The organism is Pseudomonas gingeri (assembly GCF_013385425.1).
Taxonomy (GTDB): Bacteria; Pseudomonadota; Gammaproteobacteria; order Pseudomonadales; family Pseudomonadaceae; genus Aquipseudomonas; species Aquipseudomonas gingeri_D.
In genome coordinates, this window is record NZ_JACAQA010000002.1 from 412,793 (window position 1) to 437,775 (window position 24,983).

At 58.0% G+C, this 24,983-nt stretch carries 18 protein-coding genes and 1 pseudogene; 8 read left to right on the plus strand and 11 right to left on the minus strand.

Features of this window, described 5'->3' with window-relative positions; all coding sequences use genetic code 11:
• The first annotated feature begins 1 nt into the window (after position 1).
• The 3 genes from HX830_RS02355 to HX830_RS02365 are packed head-to-tail and all read left to right on the plus strand — an operon-like array spanning position 2 to position 1,777.
• Positions 2–547 (plus strand): adenylyltransferase/cytidyltransferase family protein, encoded by a 546-nt coding sequence (locus tag HX830_RS02355; protein WP_177098848.1) that lies wholly within the window; start codon positions 2–4, stop codon positions 545–547.
• Between the two features lies 1 nt (position 548).
• Entirely contained in the window at positions 549–1,265 is a 717-nt protein-coding gene (locus HX830_RS02360; RefSeq protein ID WP_103498745.1) for an NUDIX hydrolase, read from the plus strand.
• An 8-nt stretch (positions 1,266–1,273) separates the two neighbouring features.
• Positions 1,274–1,777: an NUDIX hydrolase gene (locus HX830_RS02365; protein ID WP_103498746.1), complete on the plus strand. Its 504-nt coding sequence runs from the start codon at positions 1,274–1,276 to the stop codon at positions 1,775–1,777.
• On the opposite strand, the gene HX830_RS02370 is transcribed toward HX830_RS02365, so the two are convergent.
• Positions 1,772–2,614, minus strand: a complete 843-nt coding sequence (locus tag HX830_RS02370; RefSeq protein WP_177098849.1) for a PhzF family phenazine biosynthesis protein — start codon at positions 2,612–2,614, stop codon at positions 1,772–1,774. The two genes, HX830_RS02365 and HX830_RS02370, sit on opposite strands and share 6 nt — an antisense overlap.
• A gap of 224 nt (positions 2,615–2,838) precedes the next feature.
• Here HX830_RS02370 and HX830_RS02375 point away from each other — a divergent pair.
• Positions 2,839–3,057: pseudogene (locus tag HX830_RS02375) on the plus strand (hypothetical protein); the annotation flags it as partial.
• Positions 3,058–3,135: 78 nt separating this feature from the next.
• Here HX830_RS02375 and hemB read toward each other — a convergent pair.
• Positions 3,136–4,110 carry a porphobilinogen synthase gene (gene hemB / locus HX830_RS02380; RefSeq protein WP_103499260.1) on the minus strand — a complete coding sequence of 325 codons (975 nt, stop codon included), beginning with the start codon at positions 4,108–4,110 and terminating at the stop codon, positions 3,136–3,138.
• 697 nt (positions 4,111–4,807) lie between these two features.
• Between hemB and HX830_RS02385 the strand changes: the two genes are divergently transcribed.
• From HX830_RS02385 to HX830_RS02405, 4 genes are all read left to right on the plus strand, one after another.
• Entirely contained in the window at positions 4,808–5,119 is a 312-nt protein-coding gene (locus tag HX830_RS02385; protein WP_103499261.1) for a hypothetical protein, read from the plus strand.
• Between the two features lie 348 nt (positions 5,120–5,467).
• Positions 5,468–6,163, plus strand: coding sequence for a fumarylacetoacetate hydrolase family protein (locus HX830_RS02390; protein WP_177098897.1), 696 nt, complete (start codon positions 5,468–5,470; stop codon positions 6,161–6,163).
• Positions 6,164–6,621: 458 nt separating this feature from the next.
• Positions 6,622–7,998, plus strand: a complete 1,377-nt coding sequence (locus HX830_RS02395; RefSeq protein WP_256350372.1) for an ArnT family glycosyltransferase — start codon at positions 6,622–6,624, stop codon at positions 7,996–7,998.
• A gap of 613 nt (positions 7,999–8,611) precedes the next feature.
• Positions 8,612–8,959 (plus strand): DUF6124 family protein, encoded by a 348-nt coding sequence (locus HX830_RS02405; RefSeq protein ID WP_152739583.1) that lies wholly within the window; start codon positions 8,612–8,614, stop codon positions 8,957–8,959.
• A 49-nt stretch (positions 8,960–9,008) separates the two neighbouring features.
• Here HX830_RS02405 and HX830_RS02410 read toward each other — a convergent pair whose 3' ends face one another.
• The 9 genes from HX830_RS02410 to HX830_RS02450 all read right to left on the minus strand — a co-directional run bounded on the left by HX830_RS02410 (position 9,009) and on the right by HX830_RS02450 (position 24,862).
• Positions 9,009–9,599 (minus strand): DUF3592 domain-containing protein, encoded by a 591-nt coding sequence (locus HX830_RS02410; RefSeq protein ID WP_177098852.1) that lies wholly within the window; start codon positions 9,597–9,599, stop codon positions 9,009–9,011.
• Between the two features lie 41 nt (positions 9,600–9,640).
• Entirely contained in the window at positions 9,641–10,201 is a 561-nt protein-coding gene (locus tag HX830_RS02415; protein ID WP_177098853.1) for a hypothetical protein, read from the minus strand.
• A 125-nt stretch (positions 10,202–10,326) separates the two neighbouring features.
• Entirely contained in the window at positions 10,327–11,178 is an 852-nt protein-coding gene (locus HX830_RS02420) for a PoNe immunity protein domain-containing protein (RefSeq protein WP_177098854.1), read from the minus strand.
• Positions 11,175–11,582 (minus strand): hypothetical protein, encoded by a 408-nt coding sequence (locus HX830_RS02425; RefSeq protein WP_177098855.1) that lies wholly within the window; start codon positions 11,580–11,582, stop codon positions 11,175–11,177. The genes HX830_RS02420 and HX830_RS02425 overlap by 4 nt, the downstream gene beginning before the upstream one ends.
• Positions 11,583–12,338: 756 nt before the next feature.
• Entirely contained in the window at positions 12,339–12,860 is a 522-nt protein-coding gene (locus HX830_RS02430) for a hypothetical protein (RefSeq protein WP_177098856.1), read from the minus strand.
• 697 nt (positions 12,861–13,557) lie between these two features.
• Complete coding sequence (locus tag HX830_RS02435; RefSeq protein WP_177098857.1) at positions 13,558–13,956, minus strand: SMI1/KNR4 family protein; 399 nt, start codon at positions 13,954–13,956, stop codon at positions 13,558–13,560.
• A 2-nt stretch (positions 13,957–13,958) separates the two neighbouring features.
• Complete coding sequence (locus tag HX830_RS02440; protein WP_442757368.1) at positions 13,959–22,565, minus strand: two-partner secretion domain-containing protein; 8,607 nt, start codon at positions 22,563–22,565, stop codon at positions 13,959–13,961.
• Between the two features lie 75 nt (positions 22,566–22,640).
• Positions 22,641–23,150: a toxin-activating lysine-acyltransferase gene (locus HX830_RS02445; RefSeq protein WP_152742253.1), complete on the minus strand. Its 510-nt coding sequence runs from the start codon at positions 23,148–23,150 to the stop codon at positions 22,641–22,643.
• A gap of 11 nt (positions 23,151–23,161) precedes the next feature.
• Positions 23,162–24,862, minus strand: coding sequence for a ShlB/FhaC/HecB family hemolysin secretion/activation protein (locus HX830_RS02450; RefSeq protein ID WP_256350373.1), 1,701 nt, complete (start codon positions 24,860–24,862; stop codon positions 23,162–23,164).
• Between the last annotated feature and the right edge of the window lie 121 nt (positions 24,863–24,983).

Below are 24,983 nucleotides of genomic sequence, written 5' to 3' on the forward strand. Positions count from 1 at the left end.
CATGTACGAACTCGCAATCTACGGCGGCGCCTTCAACCCCCCGCACGCCGGTCACGCCCAGGTGATGATCGAAGCCTCCCGTCACGCGCGCTCGCTATGGGTGGTGCCATCCTTCAGGCATCCCCATGGCAAGCACATGGCCAAGTACGAGCGGCGCCTGGACTGGCTGCGAGCGATCGTCGAACAGGTGCGTCCGGCCTGCTCGTCGGCGATTTCGGTGTGCCGGATCGAGCAGCAATTGGCCCGGGAGACCGAGGCGCCCATCTACAGTTATGAACTGCTCTGCGCCCTGGCCGAGATGACCGGACTGCCCACCCGCCAGATCGCCCTGGTGGTCGGGCACGATGTCGCCGCGCAGTTGCCGGACTTCCATCTGGGGGCGCAATTGCTCGAGCGTTTCTCCGTGCTGTGCGTGGAGGAGCAAGCGGGCGTGCGCAGTACACTGCTACGCGAACGGCTGGCGCAGGGCGAAACATTGCCCGCCCACTGGATGGCACCCGGCATGGATCCGGTAGACTACGGGCTCTATGCCGTACACAGGACTTGATATGCCGGACCGTTCCCCCACCGCACCGAGGAAAAGCGACTACCTGCACACCGTCGACTTGTGCGTGCTGTTCTACTGCCGTCACTCCCAAGCCCTGCAGATCCTGCTGCACAAACGTGAAGCCGATCCCTTCGAGGGCCATTGGGCCCTGCCGGGCGTGGTGGTCAACGGCGCGGTGGCCGACCTGACCCTGGACGACGCGGTGGAACGCCTGCGCGCCAGCGACAAGGTCAACCTGCCGCTGGCCTGGATCGAACAGGTGGGCACCGTGGGCGATGCCTTTCGCGACCCGCGCTGCTGGTCATCCTCGACCTTCTACCTGGCCATCGTCAGTGAAGAGCCGACCCTGAACGAGCAACAGGCCTGGTTCGCCCTCGACAGCGTCGCCGATGCTTCGGTGCGCCTGCCCTTCGATCACAACGCACTGGCGGCGGCAGCCCAGGAACGGCTGTTGTCCAAATCGCTGTACAGCAGCCTGCCGCTGATGTTCCTCGGTACCGAGTTCAGTGCCCCGGAAGCCACCGCGATCTTTTCCCTGGTACTGGCGCGTCCGGTGCTCAAGACCAGCACCCGGCAACGCTTGCTGAAGATGACCGAAGCCGGCTACCTGCGGGAAACCGGGCGCAAGAAACAGGGAGACGGCGGCCGTCCGCAAGCCACCCTGGAACACCTCAAACCTGACGCGCTCTATCTGTTCGACCGCTGCTTTCTGGAGTAATGCCACGCATGAAGCCCGACACCGAATCCGAATGCCTGCTGCACACGCCCTACTTCGATGTGGTCAAGGAGCGGGGTTATTTCATCATCAAGGAAGCCCAGGCCATCAATGGCGTGGTCGCGGTGCCCGTCCTGCCGGATGGTCGCCTGATGCTGGCGGTGCTGCAACGCCGGGCCATCGGCGCCCAATCGATCGAGTTTCCCCGTGGCGCCATCGACCTCGGTGAAACCGCCTGTGATGCTGCCGCCCGCGAACTGCTGGAAGAAACCGGCTGGCCGGCGCTGAAGGTCACGGAACTGGGCCTGCTGCACAGCAACACCTCACTGATCGCCAGTGCGGTTGCCGTCTGCCGGGTGGACATTGATGGCGAAGCGGTGGAAGACACCGATGGCGAGGTCGACAAGGTGCTGTTCGTCACACTGGCCGAACTCAAGGCAATGATTGCCGCCGGTAGGATTACCGACGGACATACCTTGTCGGCGGCGATGATGCTGATCGCCCAACCCTTATAGGTTCAGGCTACCGGTGATGCAGGTCACGGCGGCACCGCCGACCCAGATTTCGTCACCCACCTGCTCCACACTGATCCGCCCGGCACGGCCCATCGCCGTGCCCTGGCTGACCCGATACGACTGCGGTGCCCGCCCCTCTCCCAGCAGCCAACGCGCAATACCGGCGTTCAGACTGCCAGTGGCGGGGTCTTCACACATGCCCTCACCGGCGATAAGAGCACGCACTTCGAACTGACATTCGTCGCCATCCAGTGCTGGGTTCCAGGGCGCCACCAGCCCCACCGCCAGCCCTTTCAATTGGGCATAGTCGGGTTTTACCGCCAGTATCCGTGCCCGATCGGGCAGCATCAGCACCAGCCAATCAACGCCATTGTCGACCCACTGGGCATCGAGCACCTCCTCCGGAGCCAGTCCCAGGCCGAGGCGAACCCGCTCACGCAACGCCTCGTCCAGGGGGCCTGCGCGACGCAGCGGCGGCGCGATAAAGGCCAGGTCATCGCCCTCGCGCCGAATCCGTACCAGGCCGATCCCGCACTCCTGGACGATCTCCTCGCCCCGGGGCACGCCACCGGCTTCCAACCAGGCATGGCAGGACCCCAGGGTCGGGTGACCGGCGAAAGGCAGCTCCCTGATCGTGGTGAATATTCGTACCCGGTAATCAGCCCGAGGATCCTGGGGCGCCTGCAGGAAGGTGGTTTCGCTGAGATTGGTCCAGGTTGCGAAGGCCTGCATCTGCTCATCGGTCAGTTGGTCGGCGGCGAAGACCACAGCCAGTGGATTGCCCTTGAATGACTCGCGGCTGAAAACATCCAGTTGCTTGAAATCGTGCTGGCTCATGGTCGGGCTCCCTGGCGGAAAAAGGTCGGCGGTCAGTGTTGGGATTTCATCACACAACCCGACTCTTGAACCCACACAGTCAGGCCATTTTCAGCCACTACACCTGCCGGTGTTCCTACATCATTGCCGTCGATGGTCACCATCGACCCAATGAAGTTCTCTTAAAAATCCAGGCGCGTAACCTTGGCTCCATACCCAACACATAACACCCGGAGCACACCACCATGAAACGCCAACTCTTTCTCGGCCTCGCTTTCTCGGTACTGGCAGTCAACGCTTTTGCTGCATCCTCGGCTCAACCCGTGGTCGCACACACTCAACAAGCAGTCGCTGAAGGCGGCTCTGATCGTCTGATCGATCGTCGTGTAGCTGAAGGTGGCTCTGATCGCCTGATCGACCGTCGCGTTGCCGAAGGTGGTTCCGACCGTCTGATCCAGAATCGTGCATGAGTCGCGTTACCGCAGCATCCAGCCAAGAGCCCGGCCTTATCAGCCGGGCTTTTTCTTTGCGCGCTGTCTGGGTCAGATCCCGTCGCGAGCAATGTCCATCGCGAAGTAACTCAGAATAATGTCCGCTCCGGCGCGCTTGATGGCACCCAGGCTTTCGCGAACGATACGGTGCTCGTCAATGGCCCCGGCCTGGGCACCGAACTTGATCATCGCGTACTCGCCACTGACCTGATACGCCGCCAGGGGCAGGCGCGACGCTTCGCGGATATCGCGAATGATGTCGAGGTAGGCACCGGCCGGCTTGACCATCAGCACATCGGCCCCTTCCTGCTCGTCCAACAGCGACTCGCGCACCGCCTCACGCCGGTTCATCGGGTTCATCTGGTAAGCCTTGCGGTCGCCCTTGAGCGCCGTACCGCCCGCTTCGCGGAACGGGCCATAGAGCGCCGAGGCGAACTTGGTCGAATAGGCCATGATCGAGGTGTCGAGAAAACCGGCGGCGTCCAGGGCACTGCGAATGGCCTGGACCTGGCCGTCCATGGCCGCGGACGGCGAGATGAAATCCGCTCCCGCCTGTGCCGCTACCACCGCCTGGCGCCCGAGATTCTTCAGGGTCGCATCGTTGTCGACCGCGTCGCCATGCAGCACGCCGCAATGACCATGGGAGGTGTACTCGCAGAAACAGGTGTCGGACATCACCACCATTTCCGGTGCCGTGTCCTTGCAGATCCGCACCATGCGCGCCACCAGGCCCTCTTCGTTCCAGGTGTCGCTACCCGTCGCGTCCAGATGGTGGGAGACACCAAAGGTCATCACCGACTTGATCCCGGCCCGAGCGTAACGCTCGATCTCGCTGGCCAGTTTCTTTTCCGGGATCCGCATTACACCGGGCATGCTGGTGATGGGCACAAAATCGTCGATACCTTCCTCGACGAAGATCGGCAATACCAGGTCATTGAGGCTGAACTCGGTTTCCTGGAACAGGCCGCGCAGGCTTTCATTTCGACGCAGGCGACGCAAACGCGTCGTCGGAAATAGCTGTGACATCGTGTTTCCCGAGGCTGATTCAAAAGAGACGGATTCAGAAGCTACCGAGCTTAGGCCAGTCTCCCGCTGTTTTACACCGGCAGATCAAGAAAGGTCTGTTACGCAGGCTGCAACAGCGCAAGCCCCTTGAATTCATGGACTACGACCGTAAAACCGGTGAAACCAAGACTTACCGGTCACATTTCGTCCATCCGGCCCTTTTACATAGTTGTAAGAAATCGCGATTTTGCAATATGTAGTGCTTAAAAATATTCACTACAAAACGGTTGACGCCTTCTTTCCGCGCTTGCATGATGGACCTGCCTCCCCGATCGGGAGCGCCGCAAAAGCTGTTGTTACAACAGGCTCGACAAGCCGTCGAGCTGTTCCGGATCTGTACTGCCCACAAGGCAGATTGATGAAGCTGACCTGGCGTGATCGTCCCAACGGGCGAGAAGCACCGGCCTAACGTCCTCAAAATGCTTGTGGCTGACTTCGTTACTGTCGTCAGCGCCGTTCTAAGGATCGCGCTGTTGCTTCTTATCGTTGAAACGTTGCGTGTAGCAGGGTTTGAACCCCGCTACATAAATCGCGCCCAGGGCCGGCGCCACACTCGACGGACACCATTGTCCGTGTGCGGCACCGCAGCAATTCGCCGTCTTGGCAACGATACACACGTAAACCAGACAGATTAACGAGTGGTCAAAGGGGCTTTAACATGAATCTGAACAATCAAACGACTATCGATCAACTGGCTGGCCTGTTCGCATCGCGCAAAGACAGCCTTGACGACCATATTCTCTGGATCAGCCAGACCGGAGACGTGAAACTCGACCCTCGCTCGCCCTACGCCGACGAGCGCGCCTTCAGCCAGGCCCAGCCCGCGCTGTTCGCCTGCATCAAGATGTACCGCCGGGGCCAGGGCTATGTCGGCAAGAAAGCCGCAGCCGACAAAGACTTCATGGCTCGCGTGCTGCAATCGCTGAAGTCGGAATGGGCCGCTCACCACGCCCTGCCGAAGAGCGCCTGAAGACTCGCTATAACTGAGTAGCGCAAGGCGTCTCACACAAAACCCGGCTATCCAGACTGTGTGAAAACCTAGCAATCTGCTGGCCGGTTAAAGAAAATGCCCGTATCGCAAGATACGGGCATTTTTCTTATGCGCTATATCCAAGGTGAAAATCGCTCTCAGAGCGCGCTGTTTCCACTGTCGCTGTATCGCCGGGTTTTGTCTTTCTGGAGGCGCGACTCGACGGCCCCCCACTGCCGTGCAAAATCCAGAAGCGTGCTGGATTTGTCCAATTTCCCGCCGCCCCACTCCTCCACACTTGAGCCATGGCCACAGCGCCACGGCCCGATTCCAACGAGGAGAAATACCATGAGCGATTATGTGTTCGCCCCCCCTGCCACCCCATCCCTGGCCGTTGAAGGCGAGTCCGCGCGCTTTCCGATTCGCCGGGTGTTCTGCGTCGGCCGCAACTACTCCGAACATGCCCGGGAAATGGGCCACGACCCGGACCGCGAACCGCCGTTCTTCTTCATGAAGCCCGCCGATGCGGTGGTGCCGGCCAGCGGCGTGATCGCCTACCCACCGCTGACCGAGGACCTGCACCATGAGATCGAGCTGGTGGTAGCCATTGGTGAAGGTGGTACGGATATCGATCCGGACGACGCCCTCGCTCATGTCTGGGGTTACGGCGTCGGTCTTGACCTGACGCGGCGTGATATCCAGGCCCAGGCCAAGAAGCTCGGACGGCCGTGGGATTGGGCCAAGGGGTTCGACGAGTCGGCGCCTTGCACGGCCTTGCGTCGCGCCACTGCGCTGGGATATCCGCAAAGCGGCGCGATCTGGCTGAAGGTCAACGATGTCGAACGCCAGCGCGGCGATCTGGCGGACCAGATATGGTCGGTGCCGGATGTGATCAGCCATATCTCGTGCTCGGTAGAACTCAAGGCTGGCGACCTGATTTTCACCGGCACACCGGCCGGCGTCGGTGCTCTGGTGGCGGGTGACCGGATCAGCGCGGGAATCGAGGGGATCGCCACGTTCGAGTTGACCATCGGTCAACGCTGATCGGCGACCGGAATGTCGCCAGCGCAATCAAGGCACTGGCGGCAACCAGCGATCCAAGATGCAACCATCAGTAATGACTCACTGACGAACTCGATCCGGCATGTACGCTTGCCGCAGACCCCGCCCAAAACAGCACATTGGGCTCGAGGGCATTCATGATCAGTGGGAGAACTTCTTTTCCCTTCGATGAAATTTCCTAGAACGCTCCAAGCACTTGTTTGCGCCTGATCTGAACGCTAGGCTTCACTCCGTCACTGTCAATTCAGTGAGCGAGTTTAGTCATCCGCTGTCTGATCAGGCGCACAGTGCCACCTTCTCCGAGGCGCTTTTTTTCGGCCTCCGTTTTAAGGGTGGTCATGCACAGGGCACTTTGGTGCAGCGTTTTTCCTGATCACTGGCCGACTAATCCTACATCTTACGGACCCCTTGCATCATTCATTCTTTGAGACACTCATCCTATGAAAGCCTTGACCAGGCACTTAACAAGACAGATTGCCGAAAGACCCTGCCTGGGTATTTTCTTTACCACACTTATCATCTTCATGGGATTACAATACAAGGCCGCCATCCTTAACTATACAACTCGCTTTGTCGATTTTGCAGACTACATGCTCCACCACGGCGTGACGCTGTTTCCTATTGCCGAAGACTTGAAACCTTACCCTGACTATACGATTGCAAACACCTTCCTGATTTATTTGGCTTCCTTACCTTTTGGTCGGATATCCATTCTTTCGATGGGTTTACCCTACTGCATTTCAGCGGCCTTGACGCTGGTGTTTATTTACAAACTGGGGGCATTGCATGAGAGAAAATGGGGGTTGTATGGTGTCCTTTTTTCGCTGTTCACCTGGGCGTTTCTGGATGGGGTCAATTCTTTAGCGCTTGACGTCTATCCCGCGCTGTTTACGGTGATCTGCTTCTACCTGGCCTATTCCGCAGACTTGAAAAAAGACCCATCGCGCCTGTTTTTTGTGTTTGTCGGGTTGGCACTGGGTTTTATGTTCCGCGGCCCTATTGGCCTGATCGGCCCGGCGATCGTTGTCGCGTCTTATTATCTGCTGAGCAGGCAGTGGCGCAGGTTTTTTTTATTTTCATTGATCTCTGGCCTGATTTTCATTTCAGGTGCTGCCTTGCTGGCATGGGCCGCTTACCTGCAAGGCGGCACAGCTTTCATGCAAGATGTATTGATGATGCAAGGGCTGGAGCGCTTCGCCAGCAACCATTCGCCGCGCTATTACTTCTATTTTACCGGAGGATTGCTGGTCTACGGTGTCACGGCATTTTTTGCCTTGATCGTTATCGTAAAAAAACACAGACAATTCTTTTGTGCGCCTCGACAGTTCGACAACGGCATGCTGCTTTATCTCAGCGCGTGGTTGCTTGCCCTGCTTATACTCTTCACCATTCCCAACTCGAAAAAATCGCGCTATATACTTTCAATCACACCAGCCATCTCGCTATTGGCCGCCTATATTTTTGTCGATAAATCGGGCGTATTTCTCAGAGCAAAAAACTGGCTGCTGCGGTTCTGCCTGGGGCTCCCCGCCGTTGGATTGGGGTTGGCCTTCCTAGTACTGATATATAACGCTTACGCAACGACTCCACTGCAACCAAACTATCCAGGTATTCTCGGTAGCTTTGTTGCTCTTACCGCCGTCCGTTACACGCTAATCAAATATTGGTCCGGACATCCGCATCGTGAACTGATTACCCTGTCGTTCGGGGTCGGAGCATTTCTCTTGCTGGATGCATTTTTCTTTAACCCCATCACTTATCACCTCGAGTTGGCGAACGAGCCGACGCCCAGGTTTCTCCCCTATTGGTTTTGGTGAGAATCCTCCGAGGGTAAGCCCAGGTGCTGAGCGGACACACCATCAGCCCTGGCGCCTGACAGGACTCCGTCATGGAACGGGAGGCGGCGCTTCCCGCGACGTTGATGATAATGGTCGATGTCTCGCCACTGACTGAGACCAATCCACGACCAGGCGCGACCGTCACCAACCTGCCGTACTTGAGTAAAGGATACGGCTCAGGCTGTATCGTCCTTGATGATCGCCAGGGCGAATGTAATGCAACGCAGGCCTGACATCGGCGGTGATACTGTCTGGCGATTGGGCGCCAAGCGAGAGAACTCTCTTTCCCTTGAGTGAAATTTCCTAGAAAATCCTGACCACTTGTTTGCGCCTGATCTCATGGCTAGGCTTCACTCCGTCACTGCCAATTCAGTGACCGGGTTTAGCAGCTCGTTTTTACCGAGGCACGCAAGTGCCGCCTTCCGTTCAAGCGGCGTTTTTTTTGCGCCTGCTGTTCTTTATGGTGGCTGTGCGTGGGGCACTTTCGAGTGCGCCGGGTCCCTTGGTAACCGGTCTGCTAACCCGCGTACAGTCGCCACCCATTCCGTTTAGCAGCGATGTCTGGCGACTCCACTTACCAAGGAGTTTTGCCATGTTCAAGGTCACCCCCAATCCGCCTGTGACACTCAACGTTGAAACCATCGACCCTCGTGCCGCCGACCGGGCTTTGTCTCACTACAATCTCGGGCCGGACGCTGGTTCGAAGCCCGCACCAAACGCTGCGCTGCATGATCATCTACCTGCCCCAAGACACCAGGAAGATGCCTTGGTCAACGTCTATTCGATTCTGCAATCCGCTGCGGCCACGGCCTATGAGCACGCCGATAACCAAACCGGCTCGAACCGCAAAGTGGCGATGGGTGTGGTGCACCTGATTGAGCTGGCACAGTTGAAGATGGACTCGGTGCTTGATGGACAGAGCATCAGCGTCGGCGGCTGATAGGACTGAGTAGTTGAACGGGAAGCCGTACTTCCCGTTCCGCACCCTTTTACACCTTCTTCCTCGCCGCCTGAGGTCGTTTTTTCCGGGTAGCTGGCTTCACCGCCGCCTCCCTTCCCGGCCATAGCGACACGCCCAGGGCAATAAGAATCACCGCACCCAGGCCACACACCGAGATCATCACAACATTCGCCTTCCACTCTCCCGTTGCGACAGCTTCGCTTCTCCAAGCCATCCATGGATGGTCTGGCGACACCCTCAGCCCTTCGGCTGCCGCCTTGTCGCAGAATCGTTTCGTCAGCGCGTTCTGCTCACTCTGGCTGATAACAGGATCGGGGTGACGGCTATACCTCGGCGTATCTGGCGGCGTCCAGGTTTCCTGATAGTGACGAGCGAAGTCGTCCCCGTAGCTGAACGTAGCCGAGACGTCCCACCACGAGTCCTGTTTGCTGTAGCGCATGTTCATCGAACATTGATCGACACGAGCCGCAACCGACGGCCAGTCACGCGCTTGCCAAAGCGTGGTGGCATCGTAAAGCCCCATGCCAGCACAAACCAGGAAGACGATCCCGAACACGATGAGGACAATCGAACGAATACCAGAGAAGAAGGTTATGACCCAGGTAAAAAATCTCTGCATGATTTCCCTTGAGAGGTAGCCTTTGGTTTCTCAAATCGGACTCAAAAGCCCGATACGCTCGCCACGGGAATACGCGCCTCTGACTGGGTGACATCGTAGACATGCTGTTCGCAGCGGTCACCCACAAACTGAAACTCCACCAGATAGACCTTGCTTCGCTCCGGTGTGAATGTGCTTCTAACCGGGCCACATCGGTAGATACGCCCAATGCTCTCGTCACTAGCGTAACCCGAGACCACGAACGGTTGATCGGCGTCGGCCTGTACCTCCAACTGCGGGAAGCGCTTCAACGTTGCGCTGCTAACCGTTTCGTTGAGCGTGGCAATCCAGCCGAACACCTTGCCCCGACCGGTATCCACTACAGTTCCCTGTACATCCATGCGCTGGTCAGGATCCATTGCGCGCCTGATCGAAAACTCTACTGGGTGGGTGGCACCCGACGCTTTCATGATGACCTTGGCGTGCTGCGCATCGACGGCCACCTTGTTCTGGCGCAGTTGGATACCGTCCTTGAGCAAACTGGGGGAAGAGTCTCTGACGTTGGATTTACACCCAGACAATATCAGAATCAGGCTCAACATTAGCAGTGACGTTTTTTTCATGAACACTCCATGTACACTATTAAAAAATACTTGCCGCCAGACAAGGGTATCTCAGGAGCAGACCAAATCACCCGTTTCCTTTTGCACCTAACCAGCAGCAGTGAGAAGCCACTCCTTTTCTTCATTTACACTTTACCCAACAATCTTGATAGCCATCCTTTTTTTGGTTCTACCTGAGATATGCAAGAGCTAGAGTCACTTGGATGCATCAGGTCGCCTGGGTATTGTTCATGGCCCAGGCATTGAGTGTCATCTAAACCGAATGCCTTAACCGCAGCTACCGCCTCAAAACACCAACGCCCGAAGTAACTCCCCATTTCTAACGGTTTTTTTGAATCACCAAATACATACCACCAAAGTTGATTTTCACCTCGGCGATTCAACTCCGGATACCAGTGCTCGACAAACTCTAACAGCAAACCGGCCTGTTCCATCTTCGGAGCGTCAATAGCTTTTAGTAGTCGAGCATAAGGTTTAGCATGTAAAAGACCAGACCCAATAGCTCGCCCTGACTGACGACTAGAAATTATACGATCAAGTAACTGGTCCTGCCCTCCCTCACCGACCAAGCTCACCAAACGCAGCCACAGCTCGTCCGAAATCTCCAGCACCAAAGCCAACCCCACCAACCAGAAACACCAGTTGTAATGATTAAGGTCAGACAGGTCAAAAATCCAGTCTCGGCAACTCTCTAAATTTTTCTCAGCGCAAATCTTTTCCGATAACTGATTGGACAACTCCCAAGCGTCAAGCAAATTTGGAAAATACTGAGCCAGACTATCGACCCCAGCCCCCCGAGAGTAACCACTGATCATAAAACGTAAATTATCTTTGGCATATTGAAAAGCAAACTGAGGTGCGTAAACCGGATTTGCAGACGGTTCACTCATTATTTTATTCACCCTAGCAATCCATTCTAGGTCCTTGTTGTGTCGAACGCTCCAGTATTGTGAATCCCCTATCGGAGCACGAATCATGGCTTACCTCCCGAGAAAACCATTGATGGTAGTATCTTAGATGTATCCACTGCCTTCGCTTTACCAAGCGAATCAAGCACTTCAATTTCCGTGGCGCCATCGGGACGCGTTCTCACAACCCAGGTTTCAGTCCTATTTGTACTGATAGATGCAAAAATATCTCGACTTTGATCAAGACCGACAGAGCGTTCGAGACGATCGCCACCAGTGATCCAGTTTTCAGAGCCTTGTTTTCCATCCAATGTACTGCCAAGACCAGAGCTGCCAGATTTCTTGTCATCACCTACAAATTTATACTCTACAATTACATAATCCACACCCGAGCGTTTGACTTTATACAGATCATCAATCCCAGTTTCTCCGACACCTGGAATACGTGCCAGTTTCTCACCATCGGGAATCACTTTCTGAACCGTATCAGCATAGGGGACGGATCTATTTTCGACGCGCCTAGCAGGAGCAGTATCTTACTCATAAAATTAAAAATATAAAAATAAATCCGCCCCCTTTTACACTAATCGGTCCCCTTTGGGGCTCTTCTTCTCCGCTCAGAAAATGGCACGCCTTATTAAGCTTAAATTCTTACGCCACCACCAAAAAGTCAAAATAAAAGACAATGGAAAACCAAGCCATAAAAACACCTTATTAAAATCCGCCATAAAAGGAGTCGCAACGACCAAAACAACGATTAATGAAACCAAACAAAAAACACACCACACCATAACAAACAAACCGATCAGTCTGCATGCGCGCAAAAACAAATTATTTATCATCCTTAATCCCTGTGTAAAAATCAAATGCCTTACCACCAACACCTTTCAAGCAAAAAAGGGGACGCCCATTAGCCGGTCTCGCAGCACCATTCAAATCGGCCCTTTTTAGGTCAGCATTCGGATACGGTAGAAAAAATCTACTTACCTTGCCCACTGAGATTATCTCGCCATGGCGCAATCAACCCGCTCTGGAGGGTTCGATCAATCACACCATTCTCAATACTTCCAACATAAATAGAATCCAATTGAAACTCAAAAGACAGACTCTCCTTTTACGCAAAGGGGACGGATTCATTTTTGATACACCTGACAGGACCACCGCTTTACTCACCCCAAAAAATAAATCCGCTCCCTTTTAGATCGATTGCCAAAGTGTCACCAGAGCAATCAAAGCACCGGCGGTAACCACTGATCCAGGGTGCAGCCGTCGGCCTTCGGCAATTCCTGGCTGCTCAGAGGGAGTCGAACACCGGAATCCTGATCAAAGATGCTGACCTGGCAGGTGCCGAAATTATTCGGGCCATCTGCGATGCCACCCTTGATCACATAGCGGGCTCCCGGAATGAACTCACTGACGAAGTCGACCCGGCAGGCGCGGTTACCGCTGGCCCATCCTAGCAGTACCAAATGGATGGGTTTTGCAGCTTCAATGGTGCGAAAACCTTCGGGGCTCGATGTCTCACCACTGACCGAGAACAGCTCACGACCAGGCTTCACTGTCACCGACCTGCCGTACTTGCAGGCCATGGTCGGCGCGTCGGTCAGGCTCAGGCCATTGCGACGATTGCTCATCGCATCCAGCTCGCTACGGATTTGAGCTTGGGGGGCGTTGACGGGAGGAACGTATTGCGGAATTTGCGAGCAACCCGCAATCAGTAGCAGGAGCGAGCCTAGGTAAAGCGGTTTCATGAGCATCCCTGTTCATTTCAGTTTGAGGTGGGGCGCTCAGCGGGACGAATAGAGGCAATGAGCGATACCGCTCAGGCTGCATCATCCTTGATGATCGCCATGGGCGAATTGTAACGCAGAGCACGCTTGACGTCTGTGGCGATGTTGTTTGGCGCTTTTGTGCCCAGCAAGAGAACTCTCTTTCCATTGAGTGAGATTTCCTAGAAATCCTGAACGCTTGTTTGCGCCCGATCTCGCGGCTAGGCCCTCCTCTGTCGCTGCCAATTCAGTGACCGGGTTTAGCAGCCCATTGTGATAAGGCGCACGGCGCCACATCCCAATCTCTGCGACCCTGTCCTGGCGCAAAACCCACATCTTTACTGCAAGTAGGACATGCTTTTGTCCCCAGAGCAGAACCAGTTGCCGCGTTATCCCAAGAATCTTGCACCGTTTTCTTTCTACAGCCGGATGGTCACTTTGTTACATCTACTGCGTCGCTTACAAGACCATCAGCCGTCCCACCCACACCTTTTGCACCTCTATTTACTTCCCTTCCTTACGTAGACTGCTGATAACCCGATTCCAGTAGCGAACAGCCTCAAAATGCTGCTGTCTCGTCAACCAAGTCTTGTTCTCAGGGCTGGTTGGATCACCACCAACAATAACTGGTGTAATCTCGAACAGCTCCATGCCCCTGGGGCGTGAATGCTGATTCAGGTCACTCATTTCGGTCTGCCAATCGAGCAAATAGGTCAGGGATGTCACGCGCTACTGAGATGGCATACTGCCGACTCATGCCTATAAACGGGATGCGCACTATCGGCATTGCTGCATCCTGGGTGTCGAATCCATATGCCTCCCCTCCTCCGTTAGAAGCGAACAAAAAGATACCTGGTGCATATGTTTCGACCTCATATTCACGATTGAAATCGGCCAACTCCTCTGTTTTCCAAAAGATAATGTAGTTGTCGCCAATGAAGCCTTCGCCGCCGTCGTGCTCCTTGAGGAAGTCAATATAACTCTTAGGAAGCGCGATTCCTAAGTGCGTTGACAGGCCATCAACAGCCGAAAATTCAACCGGAGCATTGAGCTGCCCCTCTGTCAGATCATATCCCATCGCTATCTTCCTAGGTCTTTCTGCAATTGGTTCCACCACGGAGTTACCTGCTGCCGATGAACATCGCGAGGCAGGATAATTTTGTTGGAGGAGTCGGTCGGACTGCCACCAAATTTCACTGGATTAATTTCATGCACGTCCACCGGCTGCCCCACAAGTCCTTGTTCTCGACGGAGAGTGCTATTGGCATTGTTGGCAGCATTTCTGGCGGCATTATACTCCGCGCCCTCCAATAATCTGAATGGCCCTTGCGGGGCCGGGACACCCTCTGGATAGCCTGTCCAATCTGAAATCGAAAAACTTCCTGGCGGAGGATCGATAGAAACTCGAGGCACTGCACTTTCGGCGACACTGTTAGCAGTTCCTTTTGCACCATCCAACCCCCGCTCAGCCTGAACCAACTCGTCGCCCAGTTTAGCAAGGTTATTGAGCTCCGTAACCCTGGATACCTTCCCAACCCCAGCAATCTCACCCGGCCCCGGAATCAGCAGCGTCGCCAGATCAACGGCATTTCTCCCCGTTTGCAGCCCCTTCTCGTAGCTATTGTTTTGCAGCCCGAAAACGAAATCCTGACCTTTTTTTGTCGTCAGCCAGTTGGTAACCATGTCCGAGTTAGGTTCGACAAAAGGATCGAGAAGGTTATTCGTAGCGTCTAATGGATGACCGAATAGAACATCATTCCCCAAGGACATCACCGACCGGAAGCTAGACCAGGCGCTTAGACCGCCACCCGCCGCCATACCCCCGACCGAATCAAGTACCCCGCTCTTTTTATCACTGTAATCAAGATTCAGCTTGTAGTAGTCAACCAGATTGGCCGTATTGAACCTGTCGGAATCGCCCAAATATCTAATATTGACGTTGTAGTCCTTGAACTCAGCCGAGTGAGCAACGTTGTAGTTCTTTATCAGACTCAACGTTTCATCGGAGGTATAGCCCTTCCCCCCGTTTTCAAGCGTTGCAGCAGCACTGTCATACCGAGCTGCCAGTGGTGAAAGCGCACTCCCCAAATGCTCCAATGTCTTCGCATCGAACTGACTGCTCTCCCCCCCTATCGTTTGTTTCCACTGAGCATCGGTATAGAAAGCAAACGCGCGCGCCATTCGCGTCTCGGCTTCGGCTGGGCTGATGCCCAGCTCGACCGCCATTTTGGGGGCCTCCTCTTCAATCAGGCGCGCTTCTGTAGGGTGAGCCTGACGGTTGTATTTATCGATATTGCCGGCAATAACGGCGCCGCTCATCTGCGCAATCGAACCGCTGCCGCCTGCCACCGCAGCCCCCACCCCGGCGGCGATCCAGGTGCCGAGAGCATCGCGATTTTCCGGTCCGATACCGTTATTTTTCAGTACCTGGTCCAAGGTCGGCATAACGGCCGCCGATGCGCCCGCGCTGAGCGCGCCATTCGCCGCCGTACCGCTGGATAAGCCCTGCAATGCACCGGCCAGGCTATGCAGCAAGATACGCGCCGAGCCACCTTCAGCCCACACTGCTTGCAGGCTTGTGTCCTTGCTGCGGGTCGCGTCCGCCAGTTGCTGATCGGCATAGTCGCCGATTTTCTTGTAGGTATCCGCCGCCGTGGTATTGGCCACGATACCCACCGCCGTCGCCCCGCCCGCGCCGCCCAACCCCGCAGCGAGCAAGCCCGTGGCGATATCGGCCATGATTCGCTTGTCGCCACCGATGTTCCAACTGGCCGCATCTGCCGCAGCCGCATTCGCAGCTGCATTCGTGGCCGCTAGCTGCGCATCTGACATGACCCCTTTCGACTCTTCCGCCTCTTTTGCCAGTTTATTCGCGGCATCCGACTTGGCTTTGGCAACCGCGTCTACGATGCCGGTGGACAATTGCACAGTGCTTTGAATAAGGTCGATGCGCTCCTGCATCGCCTTCTGATCTGGCTTGTCCAACTTTTGATTGGCGTTCGCGGTATCACGGTTAAGCCCGACCAGATCATTCGCACCCTCAGCACTACGCACGACTATCGTGCCTTCGCTGACAGCACTACGGGTTTTGCTGTGATCCGAGTCACTGAGCGACAGCGGAACGCTGCCCCCCACCGTCGACCCGGAGTTGCCGCCGTAGGACAACGACATGCCAGCCGACTGACTCTTGATATCGCTGGTGTTCTTGATGTCGCTGACAATCAACCGATTCGTATCGAGCAGGTTCTTGTCCGCAGACGCCTCACTGGCAATCACCGCGCCTTGTAGCGTGGTCTTGTCACCCACATGAATGTTGTAACCACCCGCTCCCGCGAACAGCCCGCTCTGATCCGTCACGGCCTTGTAGTTACTGTTCATGTTGCCCGCCGCCAAGCTGGCGGAAGCCGTCACCATCGAGCCGTAGCAGAACGGTGGAATACAAATACTCGCACCGAAGCCGGCACTGCTCTGCTCGCTCTTCTGGGTCTCGCTGTCCTGGCGCGAGGTGATACTGAGATTGCCGCCGATATCCGCCTTGATGCTCTGCGCCCGGACCTGCGCGCCAGCCAGGGTGGTGTCCTGTCCACTGCGCAGGACCAGCGAGCCGGTATCCAGGGTGCTGTTGACCTGGGTGACAGAACCGCCAGTGCCCATGCTCTTGGCGATGGACGCCCCCAGGTCGAGGGTGAAACCATTCTGCTCACCGATATTGAAACTGGCACCGATCGCGGTTTTGTCGTTATTGCTGTCGTTGGCCCAGTTCGCGGTGTCCTGCGCGCTTTCCAGGGTGATGTTGTTCTTCGCCAGCAACACCGTATCGGCCGCTTTCATGCCACTGCCGATGATATGAATATCGCCTGCCGTCCCCGGCGCGCTGCCATCGGCGATGATCGTCAGGGTTTTACCGGCCGTGAGCGAGCTTTGCTTGGCCGTCTGGCTGTCATACTCGCTGGTGCTGGTGGTGTGGGTGCTCGCCAGCTCGGTGCCGATCTTGATCAACGAACCATTACTGTTAGCACTGCCCGTCTTGTTGGAATAGCCCGATCGACCATCGTAGGCATCCGACGATGCCCCTCCCAGGTTGTAACCGGCCAAGGCCGCCTGCGCCCACTTCACCGCCTTGAGTCGAGGATCGTCCGCGCTGTTCGCGGCTTGTATCGCGCTGCGAATGGTGTTGTAGCTATCAACCACCGTGCCGCCCAGCACTCGCCCCACCGCCAGGCTGCGGCTCTCGTCGGTGCTGCTCTGACTCGCGCTTTCCATACCGGCGGCGATGGTCACATTGGCACCGGTCAGGCTCATGCTCTGGGTGCTGACCAGATCACTGGCGGTCACGCTGAGTGAGCGACCGGCATTGAGCGACACATTACCGGCACTGGAACCGAGGGTGCTGCCGGTCAAGGTGGTTTCCGAGGACTGGCCGGTATGGTTCTGGCTGCTGATGGACAGGTGCTGGTTGCCGGTCATGTCATCGAGGCCCAGCTTGTTCCCCGTCAGCACGCCGGTGAAGTCGTGGTTCTTTTCCTTGTGCAGTTCGTTGCGGGTGAAGGTGTTTTGCGCCGCATCGATCTGCAGGTCACGCCCCGCGCTCACGGTGATATCCGCCGTGCTCACCAGCGACGATCCACGGACCAGTCCATCCTGCCCGGCCTGGACATCGACGCTGTTGCCGGAGACCAGGCTACCCACCGCCGTGGTTCGGGTTTCGCTGACCTTATCGGTCACTTTGCTGGCCTTGAATCCACCCAGGCTGCGGCTGTTGCTGTCTTTGTCGTGGCGCGTCTGCGTGCTGTCGACAGCGGCGACAATCGAAAGATCGTTACCCGCCAGAAGCTGAGCCGCACCTTTCTCCGCGATCACTTCGCTGCCCTGAACCACCAGGTTGCGTCCAGCCTGGACCGCCAGTTGCTGCGCATCGAGGTGCGAGCCCTGGGCGGTGGTTTCAGTGACGGAGTCGCGGGTGGTCGTGGTTTTGCTGGAAAGGAAGCCATTGCTGCCTTTGACCTTGTGCGCTTCGTCGGCGCTGCGCATGTTCTCGCCGGCCGTCAGGTTGACGTCCCGCACAGCCTGGGCAATCACGGTACCGGCGGTGCTGCTGAGGCTGGCGGCACGCGCATTGATGTCGTTGCCGGCGCGCAGGCCCAGGTCACCCTGGGTCTGCAGGCTGCTGCCACTCTCGTTGCGGCTCGCTTCGGTGCGCCAGTTGTCCGCGTTCCAGTGGTTGCTCTGGTCGCGGCTCTCGATGACCGTTGTCAGGTTCAGGTCACGACCGGCGGACAGGCTGGTGACACCCGCGCTGCCGCTATTGACCACTTGCGCGCCCTGCAGGTTGATGTCACGTCCGGCAGTGGCCATCAGGTTGGCCGCGGGATCGGAAACGAACAGACCGGCGACCCGCGAAAGATTGGTCTGGCTACCCTGCGCACTCTGGGTGGTGATCGTGCTGGACTGCACATTCAGATCACGCCCGGCGCTGACCATCAGGCTCTTGTCGGCGGCAATCCGGCCACCGAGGTTGTTCAGGTCCTGCGTCGCGTCAAGGCTGACGGCGCTGCCTTGAATACGCCCTTCCAGGTTATTGAGCGTGTCCGCCTTGATCGAGACCACTTGCCGTCCCGACAAGCTCGCGCTGTTGACCAGATTGCCCGTCACGTTCAGGTTCAGTTGCTGCCCGGCCATCAAGCCGCCGGCGCCGTTGATGTCGCCGTCACGGACCCGCACATAGACCTGCGGCACCAGCACACTGCGTACTTCGCCATTGGCCAGGGTGACATCCTTGGCCACCAACCAGACGATATCGCTGGTCAACTGGGCCATTTGTTGCGCGGTCAGGGCCACACCGGGAATCAGCTTCCAGTTATTCGCGTAGGTGACGGCGTTGTCGATCAGGCCGCGATACTGCGCTTCGTCACTGGCATAACCGTCGACAAAACGGCGACCGGTCAGTTGCGCCACCTGCTCGCGAATCAATTTCTGCTCATAGAAACCATCACCCATGCGTTGCTGGGTCGCCGCCGGGTCCAGGTTCAGCCGGCCGAGCATGTAGTCCGAGGACAGCCACTGGCCATAGTTGGTGAAGCGCGGATCGGTTTCGATCAGATAACGAGAGGTGCTGCCGGGCATCGAACGAAACAGCGCGTTGTCCGGCAAGGCGCTGTTCACCCCGCCGGTGAGAATACGCTCAGCCACGCCACCGACATTGTTGGTGGCGTTGGCCAATACTTCGCTGATCGGCGTGAGGCTTGGCGCTTGGATCGTGCGGCTGGACACCTCGGTAGCGCCCACCGCCCCAAGGTTCAGGCTTGTAACCTGGGGGCCACTGCCTTGAGGCGCGGTGTTCTGTTCATAGACCGTCGGCTGCAAGGAAATAGCCTGCACGCTGGGCGCCGGGTTGTAGGCGGTAGAGTCGATCCCCTGACGGTCGCGGCCTTTGCGCTGGATGCGATAGAAGTGTTCGAGTGCGCCGCTGTCCGTGGTGACCTGCTGTCCGGCGACTTCGGTGTTGGTCAGGCTGTTGGCGTTGGTTTGCAACACGCCACCGGCGATGATCCGGCTCTTGTCGTTGAGGACCTGGCCGGCGTTGATCGTCAGATTGGCGCCGGCGAGTATCTGCCCGGGATCGGAACTGGCAATCTGGGTTTGGGTCACGACGCGGGTCAGGTCGTAGCGGTTCCAGTCGTCATTACTGCCTTCGGGTGTCACCAGAATGTCGACTTCATTGTTATAGGTCGAAATCTGATTCGGATCGTAGCGATTGACCGAGCCCGTCAGTTGATACTGTTGCAGCGCCTGGCGCGAGACCTCGACTTCACGTGTCGAGAAGTGTTCGTTGGTGTTGCGCACCGAGGCTGCGTTCAACGTCAGGGCACCGAGGGCCTCGATGGTCGCACTCGCGTTATTGAGTTCGAGGGCCTGACCGGTCGCGTGGTAGGCACTATCCAGCGCCCCGCCGATGGCCATGTCACCGGTGCTGAAGATCAGGCCATGTTCGCTGTTGTTCAGGTATTGCGCACCGATATCCAGGCTCACACGAGCGGCGATCACCGCCGCCGTGCCGTTTTCAACGGTATTGGTCAACGTGCCCGCCGCCAGCGCCAGCTGGTCACCGTAGATTCGTCCGGTGCCCAGGTTGCTCAAGGTCGGCGCGCTCAGCCGAGTGTACTGGCCGTCGATCAGGCCGCGGTTGACCAGCGACTCGCTGGCACTCAGTTGTACCTGCAAGGCACTGATCTCAGCGGCGGCAGCGTTATCGATTTGCCGGGCCGACAGCGTCAGCAGGTTACCCGCCTGCAAGCTGCCCTGGTTACTCAGTCCCCCCGTGGTGGCCAGGGTCAGATTGCCGTTGGCCTGCAGCAGGCCGGTATTGAGGTAATCGCCATTGAGGGTGAAGGACAGATCACCCAGGCTCAAGGCCCGGCCGTTGCCGGTATAGCTGGCGCTGTTGAGCGCCAACGAGCGCCCCGCGACCAACGTACCGCCCTGGTTGCTCACGGTTTGGGTTTTAGCCGCCAGGTTACGGTCGGTCAGCAGAAACTGGGTACCGGCCGAGATCTTCCCGGACTGGTTGTCCAGCACGCCGCTGCCGGTCACGGTCAAGGCCTGATCGGCAATGATCGAGCCGACCTGGTTGCCCAACTGATCGGCGTTGAGGCTGATGGTGCGCCCTTCAATGCCTTGATCCAGGCCCTGGGTGCCGGCGTTGTCGATCTGCCCCGCGGTCAACAACAGATCGGCACCGGTGCGAATCAGGCCGCTGCTGTTATCGAGCTTGCCGTCGATGGTGAACTTGAGGTTACCCAGTGCTTCGATGCGCCCGCCGTGATTGTCGAGGCTGGTTGCCGCGATTGTCGCATCGGTACCGCTCTGGAGTTGCCCAGCGCCGCCATTGCCGATGCTCCCCGCCGTGATGTCCAGGGCCTGCCCGGCACCGACGAAACCAGCGGTGTTGAGCAACTGGCCCGAGACCAGCGCGATCGATTGCAGCGCCTGAAGGTGACCGTTACTGTTGTCCAGCAAACCGTCCGTGGCCGTCAGTGTCAGGTTCGACTTCACCGAACCGATACTGCCCTGGTAGTTGCTCAGCGAGGCGGCAGTGATTTTCAGTGCGCCCTGGCTGGCGATCACACCTTGGCTGTTATCCAGTGCCCCCTGCAAATCGATGCTCGCGAGTGACAGGCCGCTCTGCAGGATTTCGCCTTTCACGTTGGACAACTGACCGGCCTTGATCCCTACTTGAGCCGCACTGACTGTGGCGCCATCGGTGCGCAATACCTTCGCTGCGGTGGCGGTCAGCGTGCCCTTCGCGGACACGCGGGCCCGGCTGACGTCGATATCGCCCTGCCCGCTGGTGAGTGTCAGTTGGGTGGCGGAGGTCTGGCTGTCACTCAGGTCGACGGCCGCCGCCTGGGCCTGCAGACTTTCGGCGGCGATATTCTGCCCCTTGGCGCTGAGCTGGCCCGAAGCGTCCAGGGTCAATGAGCCGGTCTGGCCCAGCTTGCCACTGCTGTCGACCCCGGCAGCCAGAGTCGAACCACTGGTGCTGCGCAGGTTCACGGCCGTCACCCGGGTATTGCCCTGGGCGGCGACGATACCGCTGTTGTCGATATCGGCCGTGGTCTTGAGCGTCAGATCGCCCTTGGCGTACAGCGTGCCACTGTTCTGGACTCCGCTGCCTGTCTCGACCTGCGTCGAACCGGCACTGCTGATCTGACCGCTGTTTTCCAGACGTCCGTCGGCACGGATCACCACCTCGCCGGCACTGGCGCCGATCTGCCCGGCATTGCGCACCCCGACACCGGCGCCATTGCCCACCAGGACGATCTTGCCCGCATACATGCCGCCCAGTTGCGCGACATCGATGCCGACCACGGGTACAGCCGCAGTGCTGTTGTCGGCGGCGGTCTTGCCGGCCTGGATACTCAAGTCCTTGGCCCAGATACCGGCATTGACCTCGACGGTGCGCGCGATGATTTCGGTGTAGTCGCTGTCGCGGGTATCCATCCCGGCACCGTTGATGGAGACCTTGCCGCCGGTGACCTGATAGCCGCGCAACTCGCCGTTCTCGAGCTGCGCCTTGCCGGTGGTGAGGGTCGCGCGATTGGCGTTGATGAAACCACAGCCGTCACAGCTGATCCCGGATGGGTTGGCGATCACCACCTGAGCCCGGGAGCCGGCCACTTCGACATAACCGTTGAGCTGGCTCGGATTGCTCGAATTGACCTCGTTGAGGATCACCCGCGCCGTGCCCCTGCCCAGCGCCGGGTTGCCATCCACCCAACCGCCAAGCTGGGTCTGACTGTTGGTCGCCGAGTTATTGAGGATCACACCACGCCGATCGACATCGAACTGTTGATAGGTATTGCGCGACACACCGCCCGCGCTGGGCGCGGTGATATTGACCTGGGTGACGCCGTTCCCGGTCACCCCGATGCCCGGCTGCTGCGCGGCAGGTGCGCCGGGGTCGGCGACCACCGCCGCCTGGGCCGACGAGGCGTCCAGCAGGATCAGGCCGAGCGCCGCCATCAAGGCAAAACGCAGGGGTGTCAGTCGTACCACGCAGCCGACGCCAGGCGCTGCGCCTGCCACATGACCGCCAGCTGATTTCGAGCCACTGCTCACATTTTCGGCCACCACCATCAACAGGCCGCGCGCCTTGTTGAAAATGATCCGATACAGATGCTTGTTAATGTTCCAATTCCTTTTGAGCTGCGCCAATCCGTAGAGGCGCCAGATATCAAGATAAAAAGCTGCGGGTTGTGAGACCTAAGGCAGCGGGTGGGTGGCGAACCAGGCACGCGCTTCGGCAGGCAGGACACCGATGCCCTGCCAGGTCTTGATACTCAAGCCACGCTCATCGCCCCGATGCCCCAGGTGACGGCCGAAGCGTTGCGCCCAGAGACGGCTGTGCAGCAATTTCGATAGCTGCCTGGTATGCCCGAAAGGCGCGACCCAGTCGCTGATCCAAAGACGTTCGCCACTGTTCCAGTCGGCCTCCGGCATGCACACCGGCGGGTTGTGCAGATAGCGCTGTTCGGCCTCGGCACTGAGGTTCATCCACGCCATATAGAACACCGGCCTGCCTTGCTCGCTGGCGAGCATGAACTGGCGCTGCTTGATCGCCGGCAGCAGCAGCGCCGACAAGCTATGCAACGGCGCATCGCGATGGGCCGCCGAGTGCATCCACAGCCAGACGGCGGAGCCGAGCACGCTCGCTTCGTTCCAGGGTTCGTCGAACAGCTGGGGTGCAAGGATTTCAAGACTGCCAAAACGCATATCTGCCTCCGTCAAAATGACCAGCTGAGATTGAAGCCAGCAGTCACATCGGCCGTCTCAAAGTTCTTGGGTTTCATAAGTGGTTGGCCAAGGAACAGGTCGTAGGACACCTGCTTGTAGCCACCGCGCATACCGACCACCGCACCGGCGAGTCGATTCCCGGACAGGTACTGGGCGGAGTGTCCGCCGACCTCGCCATAATCGACGCCGAGATAGAGTTCCTGGCTGTTCTGGAAGACAAACCAGCCCAGGTCATTGCGCAAGGTCCAGCCCCGCTCGGCGGAGAGGATCTGTTCGCCATCGAACCCGCGGACGCTGTAGCGCCCCCCGATGGAGAAGCGATCCTGGGCCACCAGCGGCGAGCGGTTCCATTGGCTACGCCAGGCGCCGATGTAGCGAAATTGCTGTGTCCCGATACGGAATGGGCTTTGCAGTTGAGCGCTGGCGCTGATGATCTTCGACCGTGAAGTCCCCTCGTCGAGGTCTTCTTCCGGTGCGCGCAAGGCATGGAACGCCCCGGTACCGCGTCGATAGCTCAAGCCCAGATCCAGGGTGTTGCTGCCAATGAACTCGCGATGATCCAGCCCCATCTGCCACCCGGCCATGCGCCGGCGCTGCACTTCAATTTCGGTGTCATCGATGTAATTGCTGGAAGTCCGCGTCCAGCCACTGACCCAGGCCGACGTCTTGCGCACGGCGTCACGGTAGAGCAGTCGAGAAAGTTTCAGTTCGTTGTTGTTACTGTGACCCTGATAGTCATAACTCTGATTGTTCCCGGCCACGGTCTGGTGATAGTCGTACTCGCTGGAGGTCAGCCCCAGTTGCCAGTAGTCGTACGGCAGCGAGTAGTACAGGGTGTGCCCTTCGGAACCGCGATCACCACTTTTGCCACCGCCCAGGTTGTGGCTGAAACTGGCATAGAACAGGTCATTGAGACTCAGCGGATTGTCCAGCGACAACGCGACGTTGCCCTGATACCTGCCGGTGTCCTTGCTGCCCGAGTCGTCCATCGACAGGCTCACGCGCGCAATGGAAGCTTGCTTCCAGAGGATCACCACATCGCTTTCACCCGGTTTGGCGTCGGTGTCGGTTGCCGGCGTGATCTGCACGTCGGCCTCGGCCGTGGGCACCCGTTTGAAGTTCTCCAGCGCCTGTTCAATATCCCGCAGGTTCAGCAGCTCACCGGGTTGGGCGGGCATGGCGTTCCACAGTGTCGCCCGCGACGGGGTGCCGTCGGCAAACCGGATATGTTTGATGCGTCCCGGAATCAGTACCAGGGAAAGCGTCCCCTGGCTCAGGTCCTGAGGTGCGGCCAGCACCCGCGTGGTGACGAAGCCCCGCGCAATGATCAGGTTCTGTATGCGCTTCATGGTCAGGTTGATGCCCGCGGCACCCAGGCAACGACCTAGTGCGGGATCAGACGCCGGGTTGGCGGCACGCAGGGCCCACTGGAAAGCCGCCGAATCCTCGCCTTCGAGCACAATATGGCGAATGGTGAAGCAGGGCGTTTCATGGGTCGGCAGCAGACCCTGGCCATCATCGGCGGAAGCCTTGAGGCGTACGTCAGGGGAGGAGTCGAGCTGCTCACGCAGGACCCGTTCGCGCTCTTGCTGGCGCAGCAACGGCTGTTCCGGTGCCGCCGGCTCGGCCGCCATGGCCGTGAGGCTGGCGGACAGGCTGATGATTGCGAAGGGGTACAACGAATGTTGCAAAACTGACCGACCGGTCACGCAGGCGCGCAACCGGGCACACAAACGAGGCTTGAAAAACACAACACATCCCTGAGAATAAAACTTCCTGCAACGCGCCGTTAATCAGCGCCTTGTCGAACAG

Bases quoted from the DNA above. Each gene is read 5' to 3' on its own strand.
- HX830_RS02355 (WP_177098848.1), top strand. From the start codon at position 2: ATGTACGAACTCGCAATCTACGGCGGCGCCTTCAACCCCCCGCACGCC.
- HX830_RS02360 (WP_103498745.1), top strand. From the start codon at position 549: ATGCCGGACCGTTCCCCCACCGCACCGAGGAAAAGCGACTACCTGCAC.
- HX830_RS02365 (WP_103498746.1), top strand. From the start codon at position 1,274: ATGAAGCCCGACACCGAATCCGAATGCCTGCTGCACACGCCCTACTTC.
- HX830_RS02370 (WP_177098849.1), bottom strand. From the start codon at position 2,614: ATGAGCCAGCACGATTTCAAGCAACTGGATGTTTTCAGCCGCGAGTCA.
- hemB (WP_103499260.1), bottom strand. From the start codon at position 4,110: ATGTCACAGCTATTTCCGACGACGCGTTTGCGTCGCCTGCGTCGAAAT.
- HX830_RS02385 (WP_103499261.1), top strand. From the start codon at position 4,808: ATGAATCTGAACAATCAAACGACTATCGATCAACTGGCTGGCCTGTTC.
- HX830_RS02390 (WP_177098897.1), top strand. From the start codon at position 5,468: ATGAGCGATTATGTGTTCGCCCCCCCTGCCACCCCATCCCTGGCCGTT.
- HX830_RS02395 (WP_256350372.1), top strand. From the start codon at position 6,622: ATGAAAGCCTTGACCAGGCACTTAACAAGACAGATTGCCGAAAGACCC.
- HX830_RS02405 (WP_152739583.1), top strand. From the start codon at position 8,612: ATGTTCAAGGTCACCCCCAATCCGCCTGTGACACTCAACGTTGAAACC.
- HX830_RS02410 (WP_177098852.1), bottom strand. From the start codon at position 9,599: ATGCAGAGATTTTTTACCTGGGTCATAACCTTCTTCTCTGGTATTCGT.
- HX830_RS02415 (WP_177098853.1), bottom strand. From the start codon at position 10,201: ATGAAAAAAACGTCACTGCTAATGTTGAGCCTGATTCTGATATTGTCT.
- HX830_RS02420 (WP_177098854.1), bottom strand. From the start codon at position 11,178: ATGATTCGTGCTCCGATAGGGGATTCACAATACTGGAGCGTTCGACAC.
- HX830_RS02430 (WP_177098856.1), bottom strand. From the start codon at position 12,860: ATGAAACCGCTTTACCTAGGCTCGCTCCTGCTACTGATTGCGGGTTGC.
- HX830_RS02435 (WP_177098857.1), bottom strand. From the start codon at position 13,956: ATGGGATATGATCTGACAGAGGGGCAGCTCAATGCTCCGGTTGAATTT.
- HX830_RS02445 (WP_152742253.1), bottom strand. From the start codon at position 23,150: ATGCGTTTTGGCAGTCTTGAAATCCTTGCACCCCAGCTGTTCGACGAA.